Here is a 13,847-nt window from a genome sequence, read left to right as displayed (position 1 = left end):
CACACAAGCGCTGGCAAGCTGGATGCGTCAAGTGCAGGCCAGCGGCGTGCCGGAAATGCGGCGATTCGCGGCAGATATCGGCCACGACTACGACGCAGTACACGCAGCACGGCTGGCGCCCTGTTCCTTCTGGAGCGTCGCCAGCCCTCTCGCGAAAAAGGCTGACTGTACTGAAAGGTGGTCCAGATTTACTTTGCGCGAAGTGGCTCATTTTTAATTTTCGCACAACAACTGCAGGTTTTTTTATCACACTTATGTAATATATTGAGCTTGCGTTGTAAAATCTGGCCAATTATCGTAGTTGGCAAAGGCTTATCCATGTCATGATGTTTGCATGGAATGTTTTGTATTTCAATCTCCCCTAACACGTACGGCCGCCATGCGTCAGACGGAATGAGATCAGTCGATGCATCCTGCACGACCGTTGCCCGGAAAAACAGCATGTTACCCGCATACATGCGGGGGGAAAAACTCTTCAAAAGCTTATAATTATTTTGAACAACTGTCCGGCTTTTTTCCCATAAATCGTGACCGACATTTGACTTAATTTGTCCATCATCATGAGCCAGTAGCTTAATATAAGCCTCCTTCAAATCCATCTCCGGTTCATCGTCTCGTTGCACATGCTTTGGTGCACTGTCCAACAGTGCCAGTAGCGCAATTTGTTCGCCTAGCTCTTCAAGTTGTGTGGCCATGTTATAGGCGATGTTACCGCCCAAAGACCATCCAAGCAGATAGTAAGGCCCATGAGGCTGAATGCGTCGAATTTGCTGGATATAATCCGCGGCCATTGCGTCGAGCGTGGGTGCCAACGTCTCGCCATCAAAACCCCGGGCTTGTAAACCATAAACGGGCTGCTCGGCATCTAAATGGCTTGCCAGGCCCCGGTAATGCCAGCTGAGTCCACTAAAAGGGTGGACACAGAAAAGCGGGGGACGGCTACCATTGGTCTGAATCGGTAGCAATACAGCAAAGGAATCGTCTTGCATGCTACGGTGCGTCAATAAGCGCTGTGCCAATGCAGCGACGGTGGGAGTTTCGAACAGCATCCGTATCGGGATAGAAACGTTCAGTGCTGTGCGACTGCAGCTAGCCATTCGCACCGCCAGCAGTGAATGGCCGCCAAGCGCAAAGAAATTGTCGTGCCGGCTGATCTTCTCCACGCCCAGCAGCTCGGCCCAGATCGCCGCGAGCGTGGTCTCGAGCTCACCCTGCGGCGCCTCGTACGCTTGATGCGCGAACGCGTCGGCATTGGGGGCCGGTAGGGCACGTCTATCAAGCTTGCCGTTTGGCGTCAGTGGCAATGCATCAAGCCGCACAAACGCACTGGGCACCATGTATTCAGGCAACGCTTCCGCCACATGCACACGCAACGTATTGACCAGTTGCTCATCGGCCTGGGCCACCACATAGGCCACCAGGCGCTTGACGCTGCCTTCACCTGTCGTGAGCACCACCGCCTCGCGCACCTGCGAGTGCTTCGCCAAGCACGCCTCGATCTCACCCAACTCGATGCGAAAGCCGCGAATCTTGACCTGATCGTCGTTACGGCCCAGGAATTCCAGATTGCCGTCGGACCGGTAGCGGGCAAGGTCTCCTGTCTTGTACATTTGAGCGTTGGTTTCAGCCGAGAACGGATTGCGCACAAAACGCTCAGCCGTGAGCTCCGGGCGGTTCAGGTAGCCGCGCGCCACGCCCGCCCCCCCAATATATAGCTCCCCGACCGCGCCTAATGGCACCAGCTGGCCGTAGGCATCAAATAGATAGATTTGCGTATTCGCAATCGGGCGGCCAATTGGCACGGTGTCTTCCGCATAATCCGATGGACAATTCCAGGCTGTTACGTCAATTGCAGCTTCCGTCGGACCATACAGGTTATATAACTGCGCCCCCGGCAACCGCCTTTGGCAAAGCCGCACACTTGTTCCTGGCAACGCTTCACCACTACAAATTAGCCGTTTTACGGATGTACACTGCTCAACTCCTTCATTGTGCAGGAATGTGCCAAGCATGGACGGCACGAAATGAACGGTGGTAATGCGCTGCCGGATAATCAGCTCCATCAAGGCAGTAGGATCTTTATGGACCTCGGGAGCCGCCACAACCAAAGTTGCACCATTGAGCAACGTCCAGAAAAACTCCCAAACAGACACATCAAAACCAAAGGGTGTTTTTTGAAGCACGCGGTCAGCAACCGTTAAGCCATAGGCTTGTTGCATCCAAAGCAAGCGGTTGACCAACGCCTGGTGTTCATTCATCACGCCCTTAGGCGTACCGGTCGAACCGGACGTATAGATTACATACGCAAGATGACGGCACGTTAGCGCCGGTATCAGCGGATTCGTTCTCGCCCGCTGCGGCAACGTGTTCGGGTCCAGCAGCACCGTGCGATTGGTCAAGGCCGCTTCACCCAGTGCCACCCGGCCCGCCGCATCGGCCAGCACAATCTCCGGTGCCGCATCCTGTAGAATATGCGCGAGTCGCTTGCCCGGGTACGCCACATCCAGCGGCACATACGCCCCGCCCGCTTTCAAAATCGCCAGCAGCCCCACCACCATTGCCGGGCTGCGCTGCACACAGATTGCCACTCGCGCGTCCGGTTGGACACCCAGTTCAATGAGCTGATGCGCCAAGCGATTCGCTCGTGCATTCAGTTCAGCGTAACTTAGCGCCTGGTCCTCATAGACCAATGCTGTCGCTTCTGGCGTGCGCTCGACTTGCGCCTCGAACAATTGGTGGATGCATTGGTGTGCTGGATAGTCCTGCTGCGTCGCGTTCCATGTCTGCAGCAGCAGTTCCCGCTCCTCATTGGGCAATACCTCCAATTGTTCAATCGGCCCCTCAGGCGCCGTCTCGAGCGCCTCAGCCAAGCTATGCAGCGCCTGCTGCATATACCCACATATCCGATCTGGGTCCAACGATGCCACCGCTTGCGCGGTGAGCCCCAACGCTTGGCCAAAGTCCTCCACCGACAGTGTCAACGGGTAATTAGTGCGCTCCTCCGCCGTCAATAGCTCGACACCGGGCAGTATGCTGCGCTCGCTTGAACTAGGCGCATTGTGCCGGTAATTGAGCAGTGCGCTAAACAGCGGCGTGCCCGCCGGCACCCCACTGCAGCGCTGTGCCAGTGCCAGCGACGCATGCTCATGCTCAAGCAGCGACGCCAGCCGCGCATGCGTGGCGCGCACGGCTGACTCCACAGTGCCCTCCAAGTCCACACGCAGCGGCAGCGTATTAATAAACAGCCCCATCGCACTATCGGCGCCCTCACCCGCTTGCATCCGGCCAAACAGCACCGTACCAAACACCACACGTCGTTGGCTACTGGCGCGTGCGAGCACCTGTGCCCACGCCAGGTGACACAGGCTCGCCAGACTCACACCCAGCCGCCTAGCGTGCGCACGCAGCCGATCGTTCAATGCCTGCGGCAACATCCGCTGCGCTTCGGCGACCTGCGCACTGTCGTGATGCACCTGCGACAGACCAAACGGCAGCGTCGGTTCCTCGATGTCGCCGAGCTGCTCGGTAAAGAAGCGCGCGTGTGCTGCTGGACTCACGCCCAGTCGCGCCTGCGCGATCAGATTGCGGAACGGCTGTGCCGCGGGCAGCGTCTCACCTCGCCCTTCGATGAGCGCGCGCACCTCCGCCTGCATGACCTCAGCAGTCGAGTGATCACCAATCAAGTGGTGCAGCAACTGGACCAACAGCCAGCGACCATCGGTATCCTGCGCAATCGCCAAGCGCAGCAGCGGCGCTTGCGTCAGGTCCAGGCGAGTGTGCCGAGGATCGAAGCGCCGCGCCAACTGCTCGGCAACGGGCCCCTCCTTCGCATCTAGCGCAAGCTCGGTCACCGACAGCGGCGCATGGCGCCAAACCACTTGCGCGGGCATGGACAGCCCTTCCCAGACAAACGCGGTGCGCAGAATGTCGTGGCGGTTGACGACCTGCTGAATAGCATTGAGATACTGATCGAGCCGCGCTCGCGTGTCGAAAACCAGTTGTGTGGTCAGCAGATACGGATCACCCTCGCTGGCCAGCAGATGATGGAACAGGATGCCATCCTGCAGGGGTGACAGCGCATAGATGTCCTGGATATTGGCGACGCCACCCGGCACCTGCTCAACAATGCGATCGATCTCGGCCTGCGTCAGCTCGATCAGCGGCAGCAAGTCCGGTGTCAGCGCGCTCGTCTCAGGCATGATGCGATTGGGCGGCACAGCCACTTCGCGATGCTGACCCAGCAACTGGGCCAGCATACTGAGCACCGGTGTGTCAAACAACGCACGCACGGACATCCCCAAGCCGCGGCGGCGCAGGCGCTCAATCAACTGCACCGCGAGCAGCGAATGTCCACCGAGCGCGAAGAAGCTGTCGTGCCGACCCACCTGCTTAACGCCGAGCAGTTCGCTCCAAATGGCTGCAAGCGTGGTTTCAAGTTCGCCTTGCGGTGCCTCGTATACTTGACGGACCCACGCTGCATCGTCCGGCGCGGGCAGAGCGTGCCGATCGAGTTTGCCATTGGGCGTCAGGGGGAGCGCATCGAGCCGCACAAATGCGGCTGGTACCATGTGGTCGGGCAGGCGGGCTGCGATGTGCGTGCGCAGCGTGCTCGCTAGCTGCTCATCGGGCTCAGCGACCACATATGCAATCAGCCGCTTTTCATTGCTTTCACCCCGCGCCAACACCGCCGCCTCACGCACCTGTGGGTGCTGAGTCAAGTGCGCCTCGATCTCGCCAAGCTCAACCCGAAAGCCGCGAACCTTAACTTGGTGGTCGTTGCGACCCAAGAATTCGAGATTGCCATTGGGCAAATAACGCACCAGATCCCCACTTTTATACATCCGCGCGCTGGGCATCACCGAGAATGGATTAGGTATAAAGCGCTCGGCGCTCAAGCCCGGACGGTTCAGATAGCCGCACGCGACACCCACTCCGCCAATGTATAGCTCCCCGGCCACACCCATCGGGACGGGGTGCCGGTACGTGTCTAAAATATAAAGTTGCGTATTGTCAATCGGTCGGCCAATGCTGCGCCAGTTGTCATCGTCTCGGGTGATTTCATGCACAGTAGCAGTTATCGTTGTTTCGGTCGGACCGTAAACATTAAACAACCTTGGCCGATGGCCACCGCCGGCAAACCATGCATCGCGTGCCGCCGCACTTAACGCATCTCCACTAATCATGACCACGCGGACACAATCTGGAACAGCGACTTTTTCCTGCGTTAATTGTGTCCAAAATTGAGTGGGTAAATCCGTCACACTTACACGGTTGGCTTTGCAAAGCGCCCAGAATTGCTGGGCCCCGGCTAACCAGGCATCGGTGCGTAGCACTAGCGTCGCACCCTGAGTTAAGGTGACAAAGATTTCCCCAATCGCCGCATCAAAGGACAGCGAAGAACATTGCAAAACTCGGTCTTGCGCAGCCAAGTCAAGTCTGCGAGCCATGGCCGTCACAAGATTGACCAAGCTGTGATGTTTAATCAATACCCCTTTAGGTTGGCCCGTGGAGCCCGAGGTGTAAACTATATAAGCTAAATGCTGTGCTTTCAGTGCTAGTTTATGCGACTCAAAACCGTATGCACTTCGGTGTTCCCACTGCGCTGTACCCGCTTGTATATCTAGTATTGGTACGCCATTTTCCACGCATTGCGTCACTGCAGCTTGCGGGGTGCCGACGCTGAGCAAAACGACTGGTTTACTGTCCGCCATCATAGAAGCTAACCGTTCTGGCGGATAGGTGGGATCGAGCGGCACATAAACTCCTCCCGCCTTAAGCGTAGCAAGAATGCCAACTACCATTTCCGGACAGCGGTATGCATACAGTGCTACGCGACTGTTGGCGCGCACACCCAACTCTCGCAGCTGATGTGCGAGGCGGTTAGCTTGTGCGTTCAGCTCAGCATAACTGAGCGTTTGTTGCTCGTACATGAGCGCGATTGCCTCTGGCGTACGCTTGGCTTGCATCTCGAACAGTTGATGAACGCATAATTGCGATGGATAATCGCGCTGCGTCGCATTCCACGTGTAAAGCAGCAGTTTACGTTCATCGTCAGCAAGCAGTTCAAACGTTGCCACCGGTTGCCGTGGATGGGCGACCATCGCTTGCAACATCGCCTTGAAATAACCAACGTGCCGCGAAATTGTGGATTGGTCAAACAATGCGCTTGCATAGCCTAATTCTCCGATGATCTCCTCGCCCGACTCATACAGACCTAGTTCAAGATCAAACTTGACCGTATCGTAATTAAGTTCGACCGGCGTGACCGCTAAATTCGGCAGCCGCCAGTTTGCTATTTCATTGTTTTGCCATGCAAACATCACTTGAAACAGCGGCGTATAGTCGAGCCGGCGCGGCGGCTGTACGATTTCGACAACCTGCTCGAACGGCAGATCCTGGTGCGCATGCGCTTCCAGCGTCGTGCGCCGCACCCGCTCAAGCAGTTGCGCAGTGTCCGGCTCACCAGATAAATCGAGGCGCAATGCCAGCGTGTTGACAAAAAAGCCGACCAGCGGCTCGATCTCGCGGTGATTGCGATTGGCGCTCGGAACGCCGATAATCAGATCCTCTTGACCGGACAGGCGCGAGAGCACCGCGCCCCACGCGGCAAGTACCGTCATGAACAGCGTTGTGCCGTGCGCGTGGCTGAGGCGTTTGAGCGCGCGCGTCGTTTTTGCATCAATGTGAATGGGCACCTGCGCGCCGGCAAATGATTGTTGCGGCGGACGGGGCCGATCAGTCGGTAACTCGAGCAGCACCGGTGCATCGGCCAGCGTTGTGCGCCAATAGTGACTCTGGCGCTGGAGTTGTTCGCCTGTGAGCCACTGCCGCTGCCAGGCTGCATAATCTGGATACTGGATTGCAGGTGGTGGCAGCGGATCGGCTTGACCAGCACACGCAGCAGTGTATAGGGTATTCAACTCGCGCACCAGCACCCCGATTGACCAGCCATCCGAGACGATATGGTGATGTGTGAGCAACACCACGTACTCGTCTTCAGCCAATTGAATGCCGCATGCGCGAATCAGCGGCCCGCGCTCCAGATCGAACGGCGTGCGGGCTGCCTCAGCGCTAAGTTGTGCCAGCTGCACGTCGGCGTCGGGCGCGCCGCGCAGGTTATGCCAGCTCATCGGCATACCTGTTTCGGCGGGCAACAGCTGTACCTGCGGCTGACCCTCGACACTGACGAACACCGAGCGCAGCGCTTCATGGCGTGTCCACAGTGCATCCAGCGCGTGCTGCCACGCCACGCGGTTTAAGGTGCCGCGCAGGCGCAGCGCTAGTGGAATATGATATGAGTCGCTCGCGCCATCGAGCTGCGCGAGGAACCACAGCCGTTGCTGCGCGAACGACAGCGGCAACGTACCGTCACGCGACACGGGCGTGATCGCCGGCAGCGCCGCACCATTTGATGTGTGCTGCGCATCGAGCGCGGCAGCCAACCCGGCCAGCGTCGGAGCAGCAAACAAGGTCGCCAGCGGCAATGCGATACCGAGCGCGGCAACTCGGTTCATCAAGCGCACCGCCAGCAGCGAATGCCCGCCCAGGGCGAAAAAGCTGTCGTGTCGGCCTACCTGCTCCACACCGAGCAATTCAGACCAAATCTGAGCCAGCGTAGTCTCAAGTTCGCCTTGCGGTGCCTCATACGCCTGGCGCGCAAACGCCTGCACATCAGGCGCCGGCAGAGAACGCCGGTCGAGCTTGCCGTTTGGCGTCAGTGGCAATGCATCAAGCCGCACGAACGCACTGGGCACCATGTATTCAGGCAACGCTTCCGCCACATGGGTGCGCAATGTACCGGCTAACGCATCATCGGGCTCGGCCACCACATACGCCACCAAGCGCTTGGCGCTGCCTTCGCCCACCGCCAGCACGACCGCCTCGCGCACCTGTGGGTGTTGGCCCAAGCACGCCTCGATCTCGCCCGGCTCGATGCGAAAGCCCCGGATCTTGACTTGATGGTCATTGCGGCCCAGGAATTCCAAGTTCCCATTGGGCAGGTAGCGCGCCAAATCCCCCGTTTTGTACATCCGCGCATCCGGCTCAGCTACGAACGGATCGCGTACGAAGCGCTCAGCGGTCAATTCGGGACGGTTTAGATAGCCACGCGCCACCCCCGCGCCACCGATATACAACTCGCCGATCGCACCCATCGGCACCGGCTGACCGTAGGCATCCAGAATATAGAGCCGAGTGTTGTCAAGCGGCCGGCCGATCGTGCGCCAGCTATTTTCGTCGTCGGTGACCTCATGCACCGTGGAGGTCACCGTCGTCTCTGTCGGACCATAAACGTTCAACAGGCGCGGCCGGTGGCCATTATTTGCAAACCAGGCATCACGCGCCGTCGCGCTCAACGCGTCTCCCCCAATAAGGATCACGCGCACACTGCTTGCTACGGGAGCCGCTTCTTGTACCAGCTGTGTCCAAAACTGCACCGGCAAATCCACCACGCTTACATGATGGGTATCACAAAGCGCCCAGAACTGTTCGGCTTCAGCCAACCAGGCATCCGTGCGCAGCACGACTGTCGCACCTTGAGTCAACGGCGTAAACAGTTCCTCGACTGATGTATCAAAAGACAATGGCGCAAATTGCAGCATCCTGTCTTGTGCGGTGAGTCCAAGCTCTCGAGCTATAGCGGTGACGAGATTTACCCCACCCTGGTGCGGAACCATCACTCCTTTGGGCTGGTCAGTGGAACCTGACGTATAAATCACGTAGGCCAGGCTCTGTGCAGTCAGTGCCAATCCAGGATTGTGTGTGCTTTGATGTGCCCACTGTGCTGCATCAGCCTGCAGGTCCAGTACCGGAACCCCGGCCCTTAGGCGTTGCGTCACTGCGGTAGGCGGTGTACCCACACTAAGCAGGACTATCGGCGCACTGTCCGTCACCATATAGGCCAAGCGCTCTCGCGGATAGGTGGGATCGAGCGGCACGTACGCGCCGCCGGCCTTGAGCGTGGCAAGCATGCCCACTACCATTTCCGGACTGCGCTGCGCGTACAACACCACCCGCGCATCCAGTTGGACACCCAACACGATGAGCTGATGCGCCAAGCGATTCGCCCGCGCATTCAACTCCGCGTAGCTCAGCGTCTGGCCCTCATAGACCAATGCTGTCGCCTCGGGCGTGCGGACTACCTGCGCCTCGAACAGCTGGTGAAGGCATTGGTGTGCTGGATAGTCCCGCTGCGTCGCGTTCCACGTCTTAAGCAGTAAGGTCCGTTCGTTTGCGGGCAGTATCTCTGACTGTTCAACCGGCCACTCAGGCGCTGTCTCGAGCGCCTCAGCCAGGCTAAGTAGCGCCTGCTGCATATACCCGCACACCCGGTCAGGATCCATTGGCTCAACGATTTGTGCAGTCAACCCCAACACTTGACCATAGTCTTCTACCGACAGTCCGATCGGATAGTTGTCACGTTCTTGGACACTGAGCAACTCGACACCGGGCAGTATGCTGCGCTCGCTTGAGCTAGGCGCATTGTGCCGGTAATTGAGCAGTGCGCTAAACAGCGGCGTGCCCGCCGGCACCCCACTGCAGCGCTGTGCCAATGCCAGCGACGCATGCTCATGTTCAAGCAGCGACGCCAGCCGCGCATGCGTGGCGCGCACGGCTGACTCCACAGTGCCCTCCAAGTCCACACGCAGCGGCAGCGTATTAATAAACAGCCCCATCGCACTATCGGCGCCCTCACCCGCTTGCATCCGGCCAAACAGCACCGTACCAAACACCACACGTCGTTGGCCACTGGCGCGTGCGAGCACCTGTGCCCACGCCAGGTGACACAGGCTCGCCAGACTCACACCCAGCCGTCTAGCATGCGCACGCAGCCGATCGTTCAATGCCTGCGGCAACATCCGCTGCGCTTCGGCGACCTGCGCGCCGTCGCGATGCACCTGCGACAGACCAAATGGCAACGTCGGTTCCTCGATGTCGCCGAGCTGCTCGGTAAAGAAGCGCTCATGCTCGGTTTGACCCACGCCCAGACGCGCTTGCGCAATCAGATTGCGGAACGGCTGCGGCGCCGGCAGCGTCTCACCTTTTCCTTCGATAAACGCTCGTATCTCCGTGTGCATCGCCTCCAGCGTCGAGTGATCGCCAATCAAGTGGTGCAGCAACTGGACCAACAGCCAGCGGCCATCGGTATCCTGCGCAATCGCCAAGCGCAGCAGCGGCGCTTGCGTTAAGTCCAGGCGAGTGTGCCGAGGATCGAAGCGCCGCGCCAACTGCTCGGCAACGGGCCCCTCCTTCGCATCTAGCGCAAGCTCGGTCACCGACAGCGGCGCATGGCGCCAAACCACTTGCGCGGGCGTGGACAGCCCTTCCCAGACAAACGCGGTGCGCAGAATGTCGTGGCGGTTGATGACCTGCTGTAGTGCGTCCAGATACTGGTCTAGCCGCTCTCGAGAGTCAAAGGCTAGTTGTGTGATTAGCAGATACGGATCACCGTCACTGGCCAGCAAATGGTGGAATAAGATACCGTCCTGCAACGGCGAGAGCGCATAGATGTCCTGGAGATTGGCGACACCACCAGGTACTTGCTCAACGATGTGGTCAAGATCGGACTGAGACAGGTCGATCAGCGGCAGCATCGATGGTGTGAGCGCGGCCGTGTCGGACGTGATCATGTTGGGCGGCACGACCACTCCACAATGCTGGCCTAGCGTCTGCGCCAACGCACTGAGCACTGGTGTGTCAAATAGCGTGCGCACGGACACCCCAAATCCCCGGCGTCGCAGGCGCTCAATTAACTGCATCGCGAGCAGCGAATGGCCACCGAGCGCAAAGAAGTTGTCGTGCCGGCCCACCTGCTCAACACCAAGCAACTCCGCCCAGAACGCCGCCAGCGTCGTCTCAAGCTCACCTTGCGGTGCTTCATACACCTGACGCACTAATGCTTCATCATCGGGCGCCGGCAGCGCGCGCCGGTCCAGCTTGCCATTGGGCGTCAGTGGCCACGCATCGAGCCGCACGAACACACTGGGCACCATGTACTCGGGCAGCGCCGCTGCCACATGTGAGCGCAGCGTGCTGGCCAGCTGCTCATCGGGCGCAGCCTCCACATACGCGACAAGCCGCTTATCCGAGCCTTCGCGCGCGAGCACGACTGCGTCGTGCACTTGCGGGTGCTGAGTCAAGCACGCCTCGATTTCGCCAGGCTCAATGCGAAAACCGCGCAGCTTGATTTGCTCATCATTGCGCCCCAAGTATTGCAAATTGCCATCGGGCAAGTAACGCGCCAAATCACCGGTTTTATACATGCGCGCATCCGGTACCATCGAGAACGGATCCGGCACAAAACGCTCGGCGGTCAACTGCGGCCGGTTCCAATAGCCGCGCGCAACCCCCGCACCACCAATATACAGCTCCCCGACCGCACCGAGCGGCACCGGCTGGCCCTGCGCATCGAGCAGGTAAATGCGAGTGTTCGCAATCGGTCGGCCGATGCTTTCAATCCACGGTTCTTCGCGATGGATTGAGAGCCAGGTTGAATAAGTAGTACACTCTGAAGGCCCATAAAGATTGCATAGACGCTGGACTGGTGTCTGCTCAAAAATTTGCTGAATCAGTTGTGCTTTTAGCGGCTCACCTGCCAAATTGATGGTAGTTGCCGACGACAAATCTGCTCGATGATCCAACAAGGACCGCATTGCAGAAGGTACCGTATTGATCAGTGAAATGGGCTCGGAATGGTTTGTCAAAGCCAATGCATTATCGACCAAGCGCACGGTTGAACCTTGCGCGAGCGGCACGAAGCATTCGTAGACGGAAAGATCAAAATTGATTGAAGTTGAAAACAGCGTATGCTGTGTCTCCGATGGGGTAAAGGCTTGAAGAGCCCAGAACAATAAATTGACCGCTTGAGCATGCTCGACCATCACGCCCTTGGGCATGCCAGTGGAGCCGGACGTATAGATCACATACGCAAGATGCCGAGCGGTGATCTCTGGTACCCATGGATTGGTGTCGGCCAGCTCCGACAGTGTGTTCGGGTCCAGCACGGTGCGGGATGCGAGCGTCGCGTCTCCCAGCACGGCCCGGCCTGTTGCATCCGCGATCACAATGGCCGGTGCTGCGTCTGCAAGAATATGCACGAGGCGCTCGCTCGGATACGCGGGATCGAGCGGCACATACGCGCCACCAGCCTTCAAAATCGCCAGCAGCCCAATGATCATAGCGGGTGAACGCTCGACACAAATCGCCACGCGCGCCTCTGGCTTGACGCCCAATTCGATCAACTGGTGCGCGAGGCGATTGGCTCGTGCATTCAGTTGCGCATAACTCAGTGTCTGCCCTTCAGCCACTAGCGCCCTGGCGTCGGGCGTGCGCTCAACCTGCGCTTCGAACACCTGGTGAATGCATTGGTGCGCCGGATAATCCTGCTGTGTGGCATTCCACGTTTCAAGCATTAATTGGCGCTCATCGACAGTGAGAATATCGATACTGCGCAGCGGCTGCGTGGAATTGGCGGCCAGCGTTCTTAAAAACTGAATAAAACGGCGTTGGTGAGCAATGCACTCATCTTCAGTATAGCGAGCGGGGTTAAAGTCAAAGTCAATTTGTAGCGTATTGGCGTCAGGTTGGGTAATGACAATCATTAGATCATCCACCGGACCGTTGAGCAAATTATGGTTTGTCGATGCGTTACCATCAAAAGACAAATCATAGTCAAACGGCATTACATTGACCGCCGTATTAAACAGTTGTTGGTGGTTCACCAACCCAAGCTGGCGCCGCACTCTTTCACTGGGGTAGCGTTGATGTTCAAGAGCGCTTTGTATTGCTTGAGCGGCTTGCTGCATCAACAATGACAAACTCATATCCGGCTGTACCGTAAGCCGCAAAGGGAGTACATTGGACTGCATACCAGGAATCTGTCGGTTTGCCCCAAACCGGGCTTTAACTGGTAAACCGAATACGATGTCTTGCACACTGGTCCAACGGCACAGGTAAGCAGCCAGCGTAGCAACGCCGAACTGGGCTAAATTTCTACTATCCGCCGTCTCAATACCTATTGATTTAGAATCAAGGTAGATGGTTTGCCGGAACCGATGAGCAACTGCAACCGCAGGCGCGGACCGGCTCGCCAATGTAGCGGGTTCGGGCCAGTCCATGCAACGTTTGAGCCAATACGATTCATCCTGTACCCATTGTGCGGAAGTGCGGTACTGCACGTCGCTTTCTAACAGCTGAAAGACCGATCCAAAAGGACACGGCGGCGGCTCGGCATGTTTGCATAGCGCGCTATAGAGCTGCGCGACACGCTGCGCAATGAGATATAGGCTAAACCCATCCATCATAATATGATGGTAGCGCTGATACCAAAAAAAATGCTCGGGCCCGACTTTCAACAACGCATAACAGAATAGCGGATCTCGTAGAACATTCACTGGCCGCTCGTAATCGGTACGCATCCATGCGTGGGCGGCTGCTTGGGGATCTGCTTCTCGGCTCACATCAATGAACGGCAGAAACCCATCGACTGAGCCAACCGTCTGCTGAAGGCCCTGATCGGTTTCGACAAATTGCAGCCGCAGGCTATCCGCTTCGTTGATCACCTGCCGCAGCGCCACTTCAAATAGAACCGGGTCAACAGCACCGTCAATGGTCGTGTACTGAGCAATGTTGTAGACGGGGCTGTTAGGATGGAGTTCTTGGGCAAGCCAAATTTCTGTTTGCGCGGTGGATAACGGATGGGTGAGTGGGGCAACGCAAGCAGGCATCAACGGCCTCCAATTTAGATAAAAGTTTTATCTTTACTTGCCACTTACCGAGTAGGCTAAGCGACTATGGCATACTGCTTAAAAGATGAGGCATTGAAAAGAATTAGCAGATTAGAATACTGC

At 57.8% G+C, this 13,847-nt stretch carries 1 protein-coding gene; it reads right to left on the bottom strand.

The genetic code is table 11. The features are described from left to right. Positions 1–188: 188 nt before the first annotated feature. Positions 189–13,724 (bottom strand): non-ribosomal peptide synthetase, encoded by a 13,536-nt coding sequence (locus RBRH_RS12725; protein ID WP_157864516.1) that lies wholly within the window; start codon positions 13,722–13,724, stop codon positions 189–191. Between the last annotated feature and the right edge of the window lie 123 nt (positions 13,725–13,847).

It is taken from the genome of Mycetohabitans rhizoxinica HKI 454 (assembly GCF_000198775.1).
In the GTDB taxonomy this organism is placed as follows: domain Bacteria; phylum Pseudomonadota; class Gammaproteobacteria; order Burkholderiales; family Burkholderiaceae; genus Mycetohabitans; species Mycetohabitans rhizoxinica.
Note: the sequence above shows the minus strand (reverse complement) of the source record. Positions and strands in the feature narration are given on the sequence as shown.